The sequence below is a fragment of the Corynebacterium mendelii genome (assembly GCF_017307055.1).
GTDB lineage: Bacteria > Actinomycetota > Actinomycetes > Mycobacteriales > Mycobacteriaceae > Corynebacterium > Corynebacterium mendelii.
Map to the genome: position 1 here is coordinate 357,139 of NZ_JAFLEQ010000003.1, position 17,994 is coordinate 375,132.

Annotated in this window: 15 protein-coding genes; 11 read left to right on the forward strand and 4 right to left on the reverse strand. The window is 63.1% G+C overall.

The window, feature by feature from the left end:
• Positions 1–186 precede the first annotated feature (186 nt).
• Positions 187–930: a 4-hydroxy-tetrahydrodipicolinate reductase gene (dapB, locus tag JZY06_RS01375; protein ID WP_207117809.1), complete on the forward strand. Its 744-nt coding sequence runs from the start codon at positions 187–189 to the stop codon at positions 928–930.
• Between the two features lie 202 nt (positions 931–1,132).
• Positions 1,133–1,885, forward strand: coding sequence for an FAD-dependent thymidylate synthase (gene thyX, locus JZY06_RS01380; RefSeq protein WP_207117812.1), 753 nt, complete (start codon positions 1,133–1,135; stop codon positions 1,883–1,885).
• A gap of 6 nt (positions 1,886–1,891) precedes the next feature.
• Here the strand turns inward: thyX and JZY06_RS01385 are convergent, their stop codons facing one another.
• Together JZY06_RS01385 and JZY06_RS01390 are read right to left on the reverse strand one after the other, a co-directional pair.
• Positions 1,892–2,452 (reverse strand): hypothetical protein, encoded by a 561-nt coding sequence (locus tag JZY06_RS01385; protein WP_207117814.1) that lies wholly within the window; start codon positions 2,450–2,452, stop codon positions 1,892–1,894.
• 176 nt (positions 2,453–2,628) lie between these two features.
• On the reverse strand, positions 2,629–2,811 hold the full coding sequence (locus JZY06_RS01390; protein ID WP_207117817.1) for a hypothetical protein: 183 nt from the start codon (positions 2,809–2,811) through the stop codon (positions 2,629–2,631).
• Between the two features lie 142 nt (positions 2,812–2,953).
• Between JZY06_RS01390 and dapA the strand changes: the two genes are divergently transcribed.
• The 5 genes from dapA (at position 2,954) to JZY06_RS01415 (ending at position 12,790) form a co-directional block, all read left to right on the forward strand.
• On the forward strand, positions 2,954–3,859 hold the full coding sequence (gene dapA / locus JZY06_RS01395) for a 4-hydroxy-tetrahydrodipicolinate synthase (protein WP_207117820.1): 906 nt from the start codon (positions 2,954–2,956) through the stop codon (positions 3,857–3,859).
• A 2-nt stretch (positions 3,860–3,861) separates the two neighbouring features.
• On the forward strand, positions 3,862–5,934 hold the full coding sequence (locus JZY06_RS01400) for a ribonuclease J (RefSeq protein ID WP_207117823.1): 2,073 nt from the start codon (positions 3,862–3,864) through the stop codon (positions 5,932–5,934).
• Positions 5,935–6,145: 211 nt separating this feature from the next.
• Complete coding sequence (locus JZY06_RS01405; RefSeq protein ID WP_207117826.1) at positions 6,146–6,772, forward strand: TIGR03085 family metal-binding protein; 627 nt, start codon at positions 6,146–6,148, stop codon at positions 6,770–6,772.
• 394 nt (positions 6,773–7,166) lie between these two features.
• Positions 7,167–10,523, forward strand: a complete 3,357-nt coding sequence (locus tag JZY06_RS01410) for an FtsK/SpoIIIE family DNA translocase (RefSeq protein WP_207117829.1) — start codon at positions 7,167–7,169, stop codon at positions 10,521–10,523.
• Positions 10,524–11,776: 1,253 nt separating this feature from the next.
• Entirely contained in the window at positions 11,777–12,790 is a 1,014-nt protein-coding gene (locus JZY06_RS01415; RefSeq protein ID WP_207117831.1) for a TerC family protein, read from the forward strand.
• Positions 12,791–12,803: 13 nt separating this feature from the next.
• Here JZY06_RS01415 and JZY06_RS01420 read toward each other — a convergent pair whose 3' ends face one another.
• Together JZY06_RS01420 and JZY06_RS01425 are read right to left on the reverse strand one after the other, a co-directional pair.
• Positions 12,804–14,042, reverse strand: coding sequence for a hypothetical protein (locus tag JZY06_RS01420; RefSeq protein ID WP_207117833.1), 1,239 nt, complete (start codon positions 14,040–14,042; stop codon positions 12,804–12,806).
• Between the two features lie 326 nt (positions 14,043–14,368).
• A complete protein-coding gene (locus JZY06_RS01425) occupies positions 14,369–14,662 on the reverse strand; it encodes a YciI family protein (protein WP_207117835.1) in 294 nt (97 codons plus the stop codon).
• A gap of 288 nt (positions 14,663–14,950) precedes the next feature.
• Here JZY06_RS01425 and pgsA point away from each other — a divergent pair, with 288 nt between their 5' ends.
• The 4 genes from pgsA to JZY06_RS01445 all read left to right on the forward strand — a co-directional run bounded on the left by pgsA (position 14,951) and on the right by JZY06_RS01445 (position 17,833).
• Positions 14,951–15,535, forward strand: coding sequence for a CDP-diacylglycerol--glycerol-3-phosphate 3-phosphatidyltransferase (pgsA, locus tag JZY06_RS01430; protein WP_207117838.1), 585 nt, complete (start codon positions 14,951–14,953; stop codon positions 15,533–15,535).
• A gap of 66 nt (positions 15,536–15,601) precedes the next feature.
• Entirely contained in the window at positions 15,602–16,216 is a 615-nt protein-coding gene (locus JZY06_RS01435; RefSeq protein WP_207117841.1) for a CinA family protein, read from the forward strand.
• A gap of 166 nt (positions 16,217–16,382) precedes the next feature.
• The gene (locus JZY06_RS01440) at positions 16,383–16,718 is read left to right on the forward strand and encodes a helix-turn-helix domain-containing protein (RefSeq protein WP_207117844.1); all 336 of its coding nucleotides are present in this window, start codon (positions 16,383–16,385) and stop codon (positions 16,716–16,718) included.
• Positions 16,719–16,987: 269 nt separating this feature from the next.
• The gene (locus tag JZY06_RS01445; protein WP_207117847.1) at positions 16,988–17,833 is read left to right on the forward strand and encodes a PspA/IM30 family protein; all 846 of its coding nucleotides are present in this window, start codon (positions 16,988–16,990) and stop codon (positions 17,831–17,833) included.
• Positions 17,834–17,994: the final 161 nt, after the last annotated feature.

Consider the following 17,994-nt stretch of genomic DNA (forward strand, 5'->3'; position numbering starts at 1 on the left):
GGGAAAGTCGCGGACACCGGGATGGTGCAGGGCAATGGTGCCGCCGTATTTTTTCGAAAAATCTCTGCCATCCCGCCTCCGGGGTGTGTGCGCGCCGATGCCTACACTGGTGGCTTGAACCGGACCAGCCGGTGGACAAGACACGTTATCCGTATTCAGCTTCTTTCAAAAGGATGGGAACAACACATGATCAAAGTAGGGGTTCTGGGAGCCAAAGGCCGCGTCGGGCAGGCGGTGGTCGCCGGGGTGAAACAAGCCGATGATCTTGAACTGGTCGCCGAAATCGACAAAGGCGATAACCTGCAGGATCTGGTTGATGCCGGGGCGGAAGTGGTCGTTGACTTCACCACCCCGGGCACAGTCATGGACAACCTGGAGTTCTGCACGGCACACGGCATCCATGCGGTGGTGGGCACCACCGGTTTCGATAAACAGCGCCTCGACAAAGTCCGTGACATGGTCGCCGGGGAGAAAGCCGGCAATGTTCTCATCGCCCCCAACTTTGCCATCTCTGCGGTGCTGACCATGGAATTCGCCAAGCAGGCCGCCCGGTTTTTCGATTCGGCCGAAGTCATTGAGATGCACCACCCGAACAAACTGGATGCCCCCTCCGGCACCGCCATCCACACCGCCGAAGGTATTGCCGCCGCCCGCAAAGAAGCGGGCCTGGGGGCGCAGCCGGATGCCACCGACCAGTCGCTGGATGGTGCCCGGGGTGCGGATGTCGACGGTATTGCCGTGCATGCGGTCCGCATGACCGGGGCAGTGGCCCACGAGACCGTTATTTTCGGCGCCCAGGGCCAGTCGCTGACCATCAAACAGGACTCCTACGACCGCACCAGTTTCATCCCCGGTGTGCTGGTCGGTGTGCGCAACATCAAAGACCACAAGGGACTGACAGTGGGCTTGGAGCACTTCCTCGGCATCTAGACACGGTGAACACCGCTCCCCGGGCCGGGAGATGGCCACCTGTGGCGTGTCCCGGGGCAGCCCGCCGACCGGGTGCCGCTAGGCTGGGGTAAACCGATGCAAACGGCACCCGGTGGCAAGCCGGGGGCCTTCCGCCCCGGTTTGTTTTTGATGCAGCCGGTACAGACGGTTTTCACAACCGGATGAAGGGACGACAAGGCACGTGGCCACACACACGGGACTGGATGTTCAACTGATCGCGCACACCTCATTCACCCCGCCGGAGGATGTTGATTTCAACACCGATGCCGACGGTGGTGAGGCTTTGGCCGAATTCGCGGGCCGGGCCTGCTACGAGTCATTCGACAAACCGAATCCGCGGACCGCAACCAATGCCTCCTACCTGCGGCACATTATGGAGGTCGGGCACACCGCGCTGCTCGAGCATGCCAGCGCCACCTTCTACATCAGGGGAATCTCTCGGTCGGCGAGCCACGAACTGGTGCGCCACCGGCATTTCTCCTTCAGCCAGCTCTCCCAGCGATTCGTCCACGACGGTGACGCTCATGTGGTGGTACCCGACCTGATCAAAGGTGACGAAACACTGATGCGGCTTTTTGACCGGGCAGTCGATGAGACCCGCTTCGCCTTCGATGAGCTGCTTGATGCGCTGGAGGAAAAACTGGCCGACGAACCCAACGCCCTGCTGCGCCGCAAGCAGGCCCGCCAGGCCGCCCGCTCGGTGCTGCCCAACTGCACCGAGTCACGGATTGTGGTCACCGGCAACTACCGGGCCTGGCGGCATTTTGTCGGTATGCGGGCCACCGAGCACGCCGACACCGAGATCCGGTCCCTGGCGGTGGAATGCCTGAAACTGCTGCAGCAAGAGGCACCGGTCGTCTTCGGTGATTTTGAAATCACCACCCTGGCGGACGGTTCCCAGATGGCGTCGAGCCCTTACGTCAACGATTTCTGACGTTGCTTACTCCGGATCGTCGTCCAGTGCAGAGACCTGTCCGAGAACATCGAACATCCCGAGCGTGACTGCCCAGTCGAATCCGTCGTAGAACGACGGTGGGCTGTCCTGCCAATTGATCACCGTGAACTTTTTTCGTGTGTTGCCTGTCGAGGGCTTCCACCCCATGAAAGGATGCAGCGGCAGCTCATCCTTGAAAGGGAAAAACCCGAAAGAGACTTTGTCGTTTTCGGTGAATTGTCTCTCGTGTTCGTCTGGAAAAAGCTGCGCTGCCGGGCCAATCCATCCTTTGGCTGCCGTCCGCCACTCCACGCCCCAGGCGTATATAACCCATGTGCAGGCGTACCTGTTGGTCGATTCGTTGATGAACGCTGTCACGAAGTCCCTGTTTGTCACCATCAGCTGTGTCATCAGCTCCACAGTGACGAAGCCATCGGTGAGCAGCAGATCCTTGTAAGTGCTGATGAGTTCTGCGGCCTTTGGCTCCCGCAGCGGCAGCAGATTGACCATGCTGATCCGGGCGGGACGGGCGGGCAGGTCGACTGCAAGGACATTGTCAGGATTCATCAGCTGCTTTCACACAGTTTCAGCCGTGGGGTCTCCACCCTGTGCACAACTTCCGAAAAACGCTGCCGATGAAGGATTCATCGCCAGCACGATGATGTGGCTGTCATCCCGGTTGTCATTGTCGGGATTTGTTGCCGTCAACAAGTATCGGCCAGGGGACTGCAATGGATCCTGTTTCAGTTTTCCCTAAAATCCACATATGCCCCGTTGCCCCAGTGGCAGTTGGTACCGGGCACCATCTGCCATTGGTCCGGTGCGTCGTTGACGGTGGCAAACAAGACCGTGCTTTCGGTTGGTGTGTCAAATACGCTGCTGATGATTTCATTGAAATCGTTGGTGGTCGGACTGGTGGTGGCCATAACAACAATTCTTTCCCGAAGTGTGGGCGTGGTCCACTGAAACGGGCCTAGCGTCGGGCAATCGGCATCAATTCGGTTTTGTTGCCGGTAACTACCGTGTCAGTTGGGGCTAACGGTCGCACAACAGGTAGCCTGGATTGTTATGAGCACAGGTATGACTGCCACCACAGGCGCCGGAACCTTCGGGACCGTCGCTGTCGCCATGGTGACCCCGTTTGATGCCGACGGGGCAGTGAACGTGGACGCCACGCGAAAGCTGGCGGCTCACCTCGTGGACCAGGGCTGCGACTGTCTTGTTCTGGGCGGGACGACGGGCGAGAGCCCCACCACCACCGACGAGGAGAAACTCCTCGTTCTGCGGGAAGTCAAGCGGGAAGTCGGCGACCGGGCGAAAATTGTCGCCGGCACCGGTTCCTACGACACCACACACACCGTTGAGCTGTCGAAAAAGGCAGCTGACCTGGGGGTTGATGGCCTGTTGGTGGTCAGCCCCTACTATTCGAAGCCACCGCAGGAAGGCCTGCTGCGGCACTTCACGACTGTCGCCGATGCAACAGATACGCCTGTGTGCCTGTACGATATTCCAGGTCGGTCCGGTGTGCAGATTGCACCGGACACCATCCGCCGTCTGGCGGAGCATCGAAACATTACCGCCGTCAAAGACGCCAAAGGCGATCTGGCGGCCGCCACAGACCTGATAGCCGAGACCGGACTTGCCTGGTACTCGGGTGATGACCCGTTGAATCTGCCCTGGCTGTCGCTGGGAGCCACAGGTTTTATCAGTGTTATCGGCCACCTGGCCGCGGACAGGCTCCGCGCCATCCACGATGCATTCAACAGCGGGGACCTCATTGAGGCCCGCCGCATCAATTCGACTTTGATCCCGCTGACACACGCCCAGGCTTTGCTTGGGGGAGTCAGCTTCGCCAAAGCGGCCCTGAAACTTGTGGGCCGCGACGTGGGCCAGCCCCGGCTGCCGCAGGTTGCACCGTCAGCCGCGCAGGAGCAAGAGCTGGTCCGCCTACTCAAAAAAACTGGAGTTATGTGAATATGAGTGATACCCGCAATCGATCCCGGAAAACGACCCGCAAGGCAGGTCCGCCAGAGGCCCCCGAGTTCAAGGCCCCCGGCTCCGGAAACGGTGACGGGAACAACAAAGCCCAGTCCGGCAACGGCCGGCAGGGTGGCAAGGGCGGCAACGGCAACGGCCGTGGCCGTTCCGGAAATGGACGCAACCGCCGGGGCAACAATCCCTATCAGGACGCCACCGGGAACAACCCCGCGGGCGGCAACACCGGTGGGGGACAAGGCGCCGGCGACAGTGATGTCGCCAATTTCGGCCGCTCGCGGCGTACCGTGGTTAAATCCATGCAGGGCGCGGACCTGACTGAACGTCTTCCCGAACCGCCGAAGCAGCCGAAAAACGGCATGCGCATCGTCGCGCTCGGCGGCATCTCGGAAATCGGCCGCAATATGACGGTGTTCGAGTACAAGGGCCGGATGCTGCTGATCGACTGCGGTGTCTTGTTCCCCTCCTCCGGCGAGCCGGGGGTGGATTTGATCCTGCCGGACTTCTCCTACATTGAAGACCGCCTGGACAAGATCGACGCCCTGGTGATCACCCACGGGCATGAGGACCACATCGGGGCGATCCCGTGGCTGCTCAAGCTGCGCCACGACATTCCGATCGTGGCCTCGAAATTCACCTGTGCCCTCATTGCCGCCAAGTGCAAGGAACACCGCCAGCGGCCGAAGCTCATCGAGGTCGACAACACCTCCGATGTCACCTACGGCGAATTCCGGGTGCGGTTCTACACTGTCAACCACTCGATTCCCGACTGCCTGGGTATTGTGCTGTCTACCGAGGCCGGCACCATCCTGCACACCGGTGACATCAAACTGGACCAGACTCCCACCGACGGTAAACCGACTGATTTGCCGGCGATCTCCCGCTACGGCGACGAGGGCGTGGATTTGTTCCTGTGTGATTCGACCAACGCCACGGTGCCGGGTATCTCGGGATCGGAATCCGATATCCGGCCCACCCTCAACCGGCTGGTGGCCGATGCCAAGCAGCGGGTGATTCTCGCCAGCTTCGCCTCGAACGTCTACCGTGTGCAGACCGCTGTTGACGCGGCTGTCGCAGCGGGCCGTAAAGTCGCTTTCTCCGGCCGGTCCATGGTCCGCAATATGGAGATCGCCCAGCAGCTGGGCTACCTCACGGCCCCCAAGGACACGTTTGTCTCCATGGACCAGGCGGCGAAAATGGATCCCCGCAAGGTCATGCTGATCACCACCGGTACCCAGGGGGAGCCGATGGCCGCCCTGTCACGGATGGCCCGCCGGGAGCACCGCCAGATCACCGTGCGTGACGGGGATCTGATCATCTTGAGTTCGTCGCTGGTTCCCGGCAACGAGGAGGCTGTCTTCGGGGTGATCAACATGCTGGCCCAGATCGGTGCCACGGTTGTCACCGGCAAAGACGCCAAAGTCCACACGTCCGGCCACGGCTACGCCGGGGAACTGCTGTTCCTCTACAACGCGGTGCGTCCGGTCAACGCCATGCCGGTGCACGGCGAATGGCGCCACCTGCGGGCCAACAAGGAACTGGCTGTGTCCACCGGTGTGCCGCGGGACAACGTGGTGCTGGCGCAAAACGGTGTGGTGGTTGACTTGGTCGACGGCCGGGCCAGTGTGGTCGGCCAGATTCCGGTCGGTCATCTCTACGTCGACGGTGTCACCATGGGTGATGTCGACGAGGAGGTCCTGGCGGACCGTACCTCCATGGGTGAGGGTGGCCTGATCTCGATTACCGTGGTTATCGACAACCGCACCGGCCTGCCGATCGAAATCCCCACCGTTGTCACCAAGGGCTTCTCGGAAGATTCCGCCGAAATGATGCCGGCGGTGCGCGACGTGGTCCGTGACACCCTGCAGATGCTGGCCAGCGAAGGTGAAAATGACACCTACCGCATGGTGCAGCGGCTGCGCCGCAAAGTCGCCCGCTTCGTGGAAAACAAGTGGCGCCGCAAGCCCATGGTCATCCCCACACTGGTGGCCATGAGTTCCAAAAACGTCAGCGCCGACGAAGATGAAGTACGCCGCAACCGCGAATCGCTCTAACACCACCAGCTTTCGCCGGTGACATTCACCGGCTGGCACACCACACCCCGTCACCTGCCCGCCAGCGGCAGGGGCGGGGTGTGGTCTGTGACCGTCCGGGGCCGATCCGTGCGGCCGTGGGGTGTGGGGATCCCGCACACAACACTGTGTGACCGATATTTTCCATGGTCCACCCTGGTGGCCGGGTCACGGTGCGCTAGGCTTGGGTTTTATGACACTGGCACGCAAGGAACGCAAGGAACTCGGCAACCTTCTGCTTGACAAGGGGCCGGAAGCACCGACCTGCTGTGAGGGGTGGAATACCCGTTCATTGGCGGTGCACCTTCTGCTGCGGGAAAACAATCCGGTCGCCCTGGCGGGGCTGTTTGTCGCCCCCCTGGAGAAATACCACGGCGACAAAACCGATCAGCTGCTGCGCCGAAACTACCAGGATGTGGTCAAGGAGTGGATGACCGGGGCGCCGGTGTGGAATCCGCTGCGCTACATCGACAAGCAGGCCAACACCGCCGAATACTTCGTCCACCACGAGGATGTGCGCCGTGCGGAGGAAGGCTGGCAGCCGCGCTCGTTGCGCACCCAGGATCTGTCCGAGCTCTACCAGGCACTGAAATTCATTGCCCCCGTGATGCTGAAAAAATCATCCAAACCGGTCATTGTGCAGCCTGACGGTTTCGACCGGATTGTCTGCGCCGACCGATCCACGGTGGCGGCCAAAGGCAATGATGTGGTGCGCATCGCCGGACCGGTGCCGGAGATCCTGCTCTACTGCTACGGACGCCCCACCACCGATCTGATCTTCGACGGCGATACCTCCGCCATCGACATCCGCAAGATCTAGCGTGCTGTTGTTTTTCTCCCCCTTCCGGGCGGCGGTCCGCCCCGGCCGCCGTGCCTGTCGGTGTCTGCCACCGGTGGTGGGGGAGGGGAGCGGGCAATGACCACCGCCCGCCCCACACCGAGGTCGCAGCGGGCGGTGATGGCCATCTCCGGGGCGGGACTAACCGGCAGCCGACAACCCGCACCGGTGACCGGCTAATGACACCGGGGTAGTTTGCCGGAACTGTCACCCATCCGTAGGGCAGCCGCACCGGTGGCGACGACACGCCGAAAGTAAAGGGTAAAGGCTTGACATAAGTCTTTTCCCGCTGCTGATGATGCCGGTTCGGTCACGATTGGCAGTGACTGGTGTTTCTTATGTGACTCAAGTGTCTTCTTTGGCTAAAGTTTCAGGTATGCCTGCCTCCAATCGGACAACACCGTCCGGATCAAAGAAGAAAAGCCCGGCCGCCAGGCGTGGCCGCGGCTCCGCCCCCGCCACGCTGGGCAACTGCGCCCGCCGCGGCGCCGCCTCCGCGCCGGAACGCACCCCCAGTGCCGTCGGCGCGGTCGGCCGTGGGGTCTCCGGTCTGGTCGGCCTCGTGGCCAAAGGTGTCGGCGGTACTGTCCGTGGGGTCGGCAAAGCGGCGGGCATGCCGGTGCGCCCCGACGGCAGTCTGGACGACACCGGCGATGATGCGCCCACCACCGCGGTGACCCGCACATCACGCGCCAAAGGGACATCACGCAAAAAAGCTGCCTCGGCCGCGGACACAGATCCGGCGGAGACCGGCTCCCGCCCGCCGCGGGAGCAGCGTGCCCGGGTCGGCTCCGGGGATCATCCCCGCCCGCGCACCTCCGGCTACAACGACTCGCTGGCCCTGCTGCTGATCGGGGTGGCGCTTGTCTGTGGCGGCGCCAGCTGGTTCGGCGTGGCCGGACCGGTGGGGCAGTGGTTCGACACTACGGTGCGCTACATTATCGGCGCCGGCGCTCTTATTCTGCCGATCTGCCTGGTCGGTTGGGCAGTGGCGTTGATGACCGGGTGGAAGCCCTCCTCCCAGGCCACCGGACGGGTGGCTGTCGGCGTGGGCCTTATCGCCCTGTCGATTCTGGGACTGGTGCATATTTTCGCCGGGCTTCCCACCGAACCAGACGGGCGGGCGGTGGCTGGCGGGCTGATCGGCGCGCTGTTCGGCGGTGTGCTGGCCCTCGGATTTACCCGCTATCTGGCGATCCCGCTGCTGTTTCTGGTCATCTTGTACGGTGCCCTGAAAATCACCGGCATCACCGTCAAAGAGTTCGCCGGGATCATCGGTGATCTTCTTCCCGCAGGCCTTGGCCGCAGGGGCGCCGACGGCTTCGACGAGGGCTACACGGATGATTCCGCTGCCGACTGGGATGACTCGGAGGTAGCCGACCAGACCCGCTACCGGGTTGAAGACCGGACCGTCAGGCGTCCGCAGCCGGACTACGATGACCTGGACTACCCGCTCGACGACTACGACGATGACGGCGACTACCGCGACTTGGACCACCGTGAACCGGACTATGCGGCAGGCGATGACACGCCGACCACGGCGATCACCCGGCCGCCGCGCCGCCGACCGATCTCCCCGATGGAAGCCTACCCGCCGGACCCGGATGAGGAACCCGCCCTGTTTACCGGTCGGGCACCCATCAGCCCGACCCCGGAAGCCTATGACCGATCCCGTGTGGCCCCCGGCCATCGCGACGACGCCGCGGACACATCCGACCGGCAGGCTGCTGCGCCGGCAGACAATACCCGGCAGCGTGCTGCCGCCCAATCCCCTGAGCGGGCGCGCCGCGACGACACCGACCCCGATACCCGACAGCCCCAGGCCCCTGCAGCGAAGAAAAAGCCCTTCCGCGGCAATACCTCACTGCCCTACGTCGATACCCCGCCTGCCTCTGAGGCAGCACCCGCCCGCCGCCCGTCGGCCGGTTCCGCCGGTGCGGCGGCGGCCGCGGGCAACGCCGCCCGGCACACAGCCGCCGCGGGGGTCACAGGTGCCGCTGCCGCTGGTGCTGCCGCAGCAGCTGCTGCGGGTGCCGCTGCCGCCGGTGCCGGCACCGCGGCTGCGGGAAGTGCTGCCGCGTCCCGCCGCCCGGAGAAAAAGACCGCTGCCGCCCCGGCGACAAAGCCGGCCACGCCGACCCCGGCGCAGCCGGGTGGCGCCGCCACCGGCGATGGCGGCTACCGTCTGCCCAGTGCCGATCTGTTGATCGCCGGTGCCGCACCGAAGAAGCGCTCGGCGGCCAACGACCAGATGATTGACGCGATCACCGAGGTGTTCGAGGAATTCAACGTTGATGCCCGGGTAACCGGATTTTCCCGGGGTCCCACAGTCACCCGCTACGAAGTGGAGCTTGGACCCGGTGTGAAGGTCTCGAAGATCACCAACCTGCAGTCCAACCTGGCGTACGCGGTGGCCAATGACAACGTCCGGCTGCTCACCCCGATCCCCGGCAAATCACTGGTCGGTATCGAGGTCCCCAACACCGACCGCGAAATGGTGCGGCTGTCGGATGTGCTGCACGCTGAAAGCGCCAGGTCCAACCAGGACCCGATGCTGGTCGGTTTCGGCAAGGACATCGAGGGGCGCTTTGTCACCCACTCGATCCAGAAAATGCCGCATCTGCTGGTCGCCGGCGCCACCGGCTCCGGTAAATCCGCTTTCGTCAATTCGCTGCTGGTCAGCCTTCTGACCCGCGCCCACCCGGAAGAAGTGCGCCTTATCCTGGTGGATCCGAAGATGGTGGAACTGACCCCCTACGAGGGGATTCCGCACCTGATCACCCCGATTATCACGCAGCCGAAAAAAGCGGCTGCCGCCCTGCAGTGGCTGGTCGAGGAAATGGAGCAGCGCTACCTGGACATGAAGGCCTCCCGCACCAGGCACATCAAGGACTTCAACCGCAAGGTCGCTTCCGGGGAGATCACCGCCCCCGCCGGTTCGCAGCGGGTCTACAAGCCCTACCCCTACATTGTCTGTGTCGTCGACGAGCTGGCGGATTTGATGATGACCGCGCCAAAGGAAATCGAGGACTCGATCGTGCGCATCACGCAGAAAGCCCGCGCCGCCGGCATTCACCTGGTGCTGGCCACCCAGCGCCCCAGCGTTGATGTGGTCACCGGTTTGATCAAAACCAACGTGCCGTCCCGGCTGGCGTTCGCCACCTCCTCGCTGACCGACTCGCGGGTCATCCTCGACCAGGGTGGCGCCGAGAAACTCATCGGCATGGGTGACGGTCTGTTCATTCCGCAGGGCGCCAACCGGCCCACCCGTATCCAGGGTGCGTTCGTCACCGATGAAGAAGTCCAGGCCGTGGTGGATGCCGCCAAAGCGCAGGCCGAACCCGACTACACCGAAGGGGTGACCGAGGATAAAACCGAGGGCGGCACAAAAGACATCGACGAAGACATCGGCGATGATCTCGACGATCTGCTGCAGGCCGTGGAACTGGTGGTCAACTCCCAGTTCGGTTCCACCTCGATGCTGCAGCGCAAGCTGCGCATGGGCTTTGCCAAGGCCGGCCGGTTGATGGATCTGATGGAAACCCGCGGGGTTGTCGGACCCTCCGAAGGATCGAAAGCCCGCGAGGTGCTGGTCAAGCCGGAAGAGCTGGAAGCGACCATCTGGATGATCAAGGGCGGCGACCCCGGCCAGGCACCCGGTGCAGATACCGGCGATGCAGCTGATGGGGCCACCACCGTCGTTGACACCAACCCCAACGGCAATATCGCCTGAGAAGAAATGCCGGAACCGGCCGGGACAACCGGTTCCGGCAGCATAGCCCCGCACCACTGCCGGTGCGGGGCTTTGTGGGGAAACAGGAAGAATGAGCCGGTTCCCCCGCCACCGCCGGTGGACAGCCGGGCTGGCCCTTGTGTCCGCCGGAACAATGCTGTGGGGGTGTTAGTCCACCGCGGGCACACTTGACCGGCCCCGGTGGTGGAAGGGGCCGGGTAGCGGCCTGCCGGTGCGGTCACCGTCATCTTCCCCCGACGACGCGGATAAGCCAGCCGCCGCCCCACCGCATCCCAGCCGCCGCCCGGCCCAGCGGTTAAGGTGAACGCCCCGGGCACTGCCCGGGCTTCACACCCGACGGGAATGGGAAAGATTCGCGGCGAAACGCGGCTTGCCGAGTCTGGGGTCCTGCCTAAACCGTGTGACACACGGTGGCCCTTCGACAAAGGGGAGCACATCGTCCCCCGCGGAAAAAAAACGGCCCCGTATGCCGCGGTGTGTGATTCATCCACGATTGTTGTGGTACCGGTGTGTGACGGCGGCCTGCGGGGGCGTACAGCCCTTATCGGGGTACTGCAGCTTTATCGGGAGGGGCTGCGGTTCGAGCCGACTGGCACGGATCCGGCTGTCTCCGGAAAGCTTCAGGTACCTGGATTTCGCGGCTGTCGGATGCTTCCGCGACGGCGCAGACGACCTGACTGTTTCTGGCGTGGGCACCCGGGCGCTGCCACGGCCGCCCGTGGCGGCCTGCTGACCTCCGGCGGACTGCCCGACAGGTGGTGGTGTTTCACCTGAAGTGCGGTGACTGTGTAGAGTAATCAGGCGCCGATGGAGGGGAGTACCTCTTACAAGTTTTTCTCGGCGGGACCCGTCAACACGGCGACCGGGGTGGACGATTCCATGATCTGTCCGCCACCGGTACCCGGGCCCGCCGGTCGCGGCGGAAAAAACAGCACCGGCAGACAGTGTTTTTATAAAACCGGCTGGTGGTACGCATCAGCCCGGATTGTCTTTTGCGGCTGCTGTTTTTCACGCCCCGGCGAGGGAGACCTCCGGTGGGTGCACCCTGAAAGCAACAACGGTGCACCGAATCAACCCGTGCACGCCCCGTCACAGTGTCTTCCGGCACCACCGCGCGCCACCGCCCGATCTTTTTCGCAAAGCTCCGGTGGATCAGGCCGTGTGGGTGCAGTGTGGCCTTGTGACCATGTGTGGAGTGTGCCTGACACCGGAGGACCGGAAAACATACCGTTATGCATGTGACAACCACCACCTGGATCATCACCGTTGTTGTGCTGGTCGGGTTCATCTGTTTCGACTTCATCTCCCACGTCCGCAAACCCCATGCGCCCAGCATGAAGGAAGCAACCGGATGGATGCTTTTCTACATCGGTCTGGCCTGCCTGTTCGGCATGTTCCTGTGGTGGAAGTGGGGTGGCCCGGAAGGCGCCCACCAGCACGGTGTCGAATTCTTCGCCGGCTACATCACCGAGCTGTCGTTGTCGGTGGACAACCTGTTCATCTTCGCGCTGATTATTTCGTCATTCAAGATTCCGCGGGAATACCAGCAGAAAGTGCTGCTGATCGGTATTGCGATCGCCCTGGTGCTGCGCGGTATTTTCATCGGTCTGGGGGCGGCGGCCATCAACGCCTGGGCGTGGGTGTTCTACATTTTCGGTGTCTTCCTCGTCTACACGGCGGTGAAACTGGTCATCGATGAAATCCGGGGTGACAGCGACACCGACATCGACGACATGCTGGTGGTGAAAATGACCCGCAAAATGATTCCGGTGTCCTCCACCTTCGACGGCGACCGGTTGCTGACGACGGTCGACGGCAAAAAGTTGGTCACCCCGATGGTCATCGCCCTGGTGTCCATCGGCTTTATCGACCTGATGTTCGCCTTCGACTCGGTGCCCGCCATTTTCGGCCTGACCCAGGAACCCTACATTGTCTTCACCGCCAACTGCTTCGCGCTGATGGGCCTGCGCCAGATGTACTTCCTGCTGGACGGTCTGCTCGACAGACTGGTGTTCCTGCCCTACGGGCTGGGGTTCATTCTGGCGTTCATCGGCGTGAAACTCCTGCTGCACGCCCTGGCGGAAAACAATGTGCCGTTCATCAACGATGGCCGGCCCATCCACATTTTCGAGATCGGTACCGTGACCTCGCTGGTGGTGATCGTGGCGACCCTTGCTGTGACCACGGTGGCCAGCATGCTCAAAACGAAATCGGATGCCCGCCGGGCCGCGGCGGTGCCGCGCTAGAGGGCCGTGGATGTCAGTAGGTGTCTTTCGGCGACCACACATCCACCGTGTCGGGGCCGATGGTGAATCCGTAGCCGCCCCGCACGCAACTGATCGCATCGCTGCCGCCGGTGCACAGATATCCCGCGCCGGTTCGGATCCGCTGGCCGGGGCCGAGAACCGTGTAGTCGTGGGGGTAGCCGTCGGGACTGCTGCCGCTCCGATCCGGCCAGTTGTAGGGACAGGCGATACCGAGGCCGATGATTTCGACGGCATCCGGGTTGCCCAGGTCGGTGGCGAAGCCGTAGATCGGGGCATCGTCGGCGCAGAAACTGTCTGCCGGTGAATAGGCGCGTTCCGGGGCCGGTGCCGCCGACAGCGGATCCACCAGCCTGCATTCCAGGCTGCTGGTCGGCAGTGCCCCGCCGTCTTCACCCCGGGTGTGGCAGGCCACTTTTTGCTGCGGGTCGCGGAAATACTGTTCGGTGGGCGCGTCGGGGAAAAACACTGTCGGCCCAATGTCGTTGCCGCTGAAATCCTCGTCCTCGACGGGGAAGGGGAACCCGTCGCGTCGGTAGGTTGCCAACGGATTGAACCGTGGTGAGGCAACCGCAGCGATATCGGCCGGGTCGCCGCTGGGGGCGACAAGCAGCATGTTGTCGCAATCAAGAGCCAGATTGACCGGATCGAAACTGAACCCGTCCGCCGTGACGGTCGCCCGGTACTGTGCCCCGGCCGCAACGTCGGTGCATGCCGCCGAGGTATAGACGGTGAAAGCAGTCTCGCTTCCCGGCTGGTTGGTAATGGAGTAGCTGTCGGCTGGCGGGGTGATTCCGGCGAATTCCGCGCCGTTGAAAAACAGGATTCTCTCTTCCGGGGGCTTCCACGGATCAAGTTCCGAGCCGGGAATCGTCGAGAACCGGTTGATGCGGGCGTAGCCCGCGCCACCGCAGGGTTGGATGGTGTCTTCTGCGACGAACCAGTCCCTGTCGGAGGCGGTACGGTCGGGGATATCCAGTGCCTGCCGCCGGATGAGATCACCGGTCGATATGTCGGCGCAGGGACCCCCGGATCCTGGATCACCTGGCGCGTCGGCCGGTTGCGACGGCGGCGGCCCGGGCACGCTGCCGGCAGAATGTGCGCTGTGCTCGGTGACGGTGACTGTGGCGGGTGCACTATCGCCGGGAGCACCGGCACATCCGGAAAGGGCGGCAAGCACAGCGGGCACGGCCACACCCGCGGCAACCAATCGGTACACGGTAGACAAAGCCATGGTGGGCCTTTCCCTGTCGGCAATAATGCACTTCCCACCGATTGTATTACGGGGGTGGGTATGAAGGAAAGTAGTCCCGACACGGAAAAAACGGCGCATCAAGGCTGCACACGACCGTTGCGCCGCCGGTCACGCCCGCCTGCGTCAATCGTGGTCCGGCGGCGCGGGCGTGGCCCGTGGCATGACCCGCAGCCGGGGAAGGTGCGGTTTGTGTCCGACTTCCCGGAAAAGGGCTGCGGAATTTTTGGCCGCTGCACACACCGCGGCTGCCCGGCTGCACCGTCACACTGCGTGCGGGCACCGGGTGGGTAAGTTGATTCAGCCGGTTAGCTGTTCCAGATGTTCAACACGGGGTTCCAGGGCCTGATGGTCCGCCCGGTGATGGCGCCACGTTTTTTGAAAGGATCGTCATCCATCAGTTTTTCGACATCCGCGACAGTGGAGTCATCGTCGACCCGGAGCACAATCAGTGCCCCGCCTTCCTCATCGGTGAAAGGCCCGCTGCCGACAAGCATTCCATCCGCTTTGAGCATCGCCAGGAATTCCCGGTGCTCGGGACGGTGCTGCGCAATCAGGTCACTTGCAGGGTCATAGGTGTAGAAAACAGCGAATACGCTCATGGGTCCCGAGTGTAGAAACCTCGTCTTCCACCGACCACCGGGTGGCGGCTTTTGCCCCTTAAAGAAAACCCGGTGTCATTGCCGTTTCGTTTCGTCGGAGGCTGGGGGCCACGGCGCACAATGATTGCGCCGGCTCACTGCGGGCGGCCAGGTTCTCTTCGCCGGTTTGACCGGACGGGTAAAAAACGGCGCCGCCGCCGACACACAGACCGGGTCCGCGCACAGTCTTTTCGGGTGCCGTTTAAGGGGGTGCGCACCGGTTGCTAAACGGCAGGTAAGCTTGGGTGCGTGAGTTCACCGAAAGGGAAGGCAGCACGACGGGGTCAACCGTCGAACCTCAACCTGCCCAATGTGCTGACCAGCATCCGGATTGTGGCCGTGCCGTTTTTCGCATGGCTGGTGCTGTCGGGCAAAGGCACCGATACCGGCATCATGTGGTGGTCGCTGGTGGTGTTTGCCGCCTTGATGGCCACCGACAAACTCGACGGGGATATCGCCCGCCGCAACAATCTGGTCACCGACTTCGGCAAAATCGCCGACCCGATTGCCGACAAGGCACTGATGATCACCGCCCTGGTGTGCCTGAACATCACCGGGCGGCTGTGGCCGATTGCCACGGTTTTGATCGTGGCCCGGGAACTGGGTATCACCGCCTGGCGGATGGTGCAGTTGAACAAGGGCCATGTCGTTCCCGCATCCAAGGGCGGGAAGTTGAAAACCGTCCTGCAGTCGGTGGCCGTGGCACTGTATCTGGTGCCTTTCCCCGGATGGTTTGCTCCCGTGCAAGCGGTGGTCATGGCTGCGGCTGTGGTCGTCACCGTGGTCACCGGCGTGCAGTACATCATCGACTCCCGCCGGAGCAACAGGCGCTGACCCGTCCGGCCGGTGGTCCGGCGCCACCGTCACCAGTGGAAAATACGTGGAAGGAAAATCTTTGCCATGACCGATGCTGCAGTTAACGGTGTACCGCCGGTAAAAGACGGTGTTTTCCCTCCTGTCACCGACCGGGAGATCGCCTGTGCCGCCGAGAAGCTGGTGAAAAACCTCGCCGCCGCCGGCCAGACGGTGGCCACCTGTGAGTCATTGACCGCCGGCCTGGTGGCCGCCTCGATCGCACAGGTGCCGGGTGCCAGTCAGGTGCTGCGGGGCGGGCTGGTGACCTACCAGACAGACACCAAACATATTCTCGCCGGGGTCAACGAGGCGATTCTTGACGATCCCGGTCCGGTGAGCAGCTGCTGCGCGAAAGCGATGGCTATCGGGGCCAGACAGACAACCGGTGCGGACTGGGCGGTGTCGCTGACCGGTGTCGCCGGACCGGAGCCGGTGGGCATCCACCCGGTCGGTGAGGTGTGGATCGGGATGGCTTTTCCCACCGGCAGGCGTTTCGCCGCCCGCGCCCGGCCGGAAGGCCGTCACCGGTGGGGAATGGTGCTCGGCGCCGATAAACCGGTGCCTCTGGTTGACGGAGACAGAAACCATATCCGCCGGGTTGTCACCTGCTACGCCCTGTCCCTGCTGGCGGAGCAGGTCGCGCAGACACTCCACGGCTGACCCGAAAGCCACCGTTGCAGCGGCCAGGGCCAGGTGGGAGGGTGTTTGTCCGCCCTCGGGGCGGCACGGCGGTATCCCCCCGTACAGGTGGTGGTCTGCACAATCTGGCAGTCGGCGCCGATGACTGCCGGGAACAAACCGTCGAGGTTGTCCGTTGAACGAAGTGATGGTTACCAAGACTGCCCCACGAATTCTCGACGTCCGACACGTTCGGCCCGCTGAACGGCCGGCGGAGCCGCTTTTGCGCGAAGCACTCGGAGCCGCTTTGCGGTCCTTCCGTGCCGAGCAGAAGATCACCCTGCGTGAACTGGCTGAGCTGTCCTGTGTGTCACCGGGATACCTGTCGGAACTGGAACGCGGCCGGAAAGAAGTCTCTTCCGAGCTTCTGGCCGCGGTCTGCCACGCCCTGGGGACCTCCGTGGCGGATGTGCTCATTGAAGCCGCCGGTTCCATGGCCGTGTCCTCCGCCGACAGCGACCTGGCTGCCGTGCAGGGCGTCTGAGTGACGCGACCGGGCAAAAACAACCCGGTTGCAGCTGGTTGATCGACCGCCCATCACCTGTCTCCCGCGCTGGTAGTAGGGTGGTGGGTACTATGCACACTGCCTCCTGCCGCGGGCTGCCGCCGGGAGCCCCGGAGCTGTTTTTTCTGCGCACCTTTTGCCGGTGACATTCCCGGTGGACGTTTCCCCCGATCGTGACGGGGGATGATGTTTGTCCGCTGGGCGTGGCGCCGCACTGAACCTCCCACAAAGAAAGCTACAAAAAAGTTATGGCTAACCCGTTTTCGAAAGCCTGGAAATACCTGTTGGCTCTGTTTGACAGCAAGATCGAGGAGAACGCTGATCCGAAGATCCAGATTCAGCAGGCCATTGAAGAAGCACAGCGCCAGCACCAGGAGCTGTCGCAGCAGGCCGCTGCTGTTATCGGCAACCAGCGTCAGTTGGAAATGCAGCTCAACCGGCAGCTGGCTGATGTCGAAAAGCTCAACGCCAACACCAAGCAGGCGCTGAATCTCGCGCAGCAGGCCCGTGACAAAGGCGATGCCGCCAAGGCCGTCGATTACGAAAACGCCGCCGAGGCTTTCGCCGCCCAGCTGGTGCAGGCCGAGCAGAACGTCGAAGACACCAAAAAGCTGCACGACCAGGCTCTGCGTCAGGCCGAAGAAGCCAAGCGCGCCGTGGAACGCAACTCGATGAAGCTGCAGGAGCAGGTCAACGAGCGCACCAAGCTGCTCAGCCAGTTGGAGCAGGCCAAGATGCAGGAGAAGGTCTCCGAGTCGCTGCAGTCGATGAACGCCATCGGTTCGAGTTCCTCGGCCCCCAACCTTGATCAGGTCCGCGACAAGATCGAGGCCCGCTACGCCAAGGCACTCGGCCAGGCGGAACTGGCTGAAAATTCCGTCCAGGGCCGCATGGAGGAAGTCCGCCAGGCCAGCGTGCAAATGGCCGGACACTCCCGGCTGGAAGCCATCCGTGCCGAAATGTCCGGCGGCAAGGCCATCTCCTCCGGTGCAGCCGACTCCGACCACCAGATCGAAGCCCCCAAACAGTCTGATGCCGCCAATCCGGCTGATGCCGCAGTGGAGGCAAAGTTGAAGGAACTGCGCGGCGAATAGCCGTCGGCGGGGGACAGGACACCCACGTCGGCATCTCCCGCACCCGACAGCGCCGCGGCGGTTACTGCCCGGCCGCGTCCGGTCTGAAAACTGACAACAAAGATCACCCCGGCCTGTTCACCGAGAGCAGGCCGGGGTGATCATTTCTGTGCCGTCCCGGC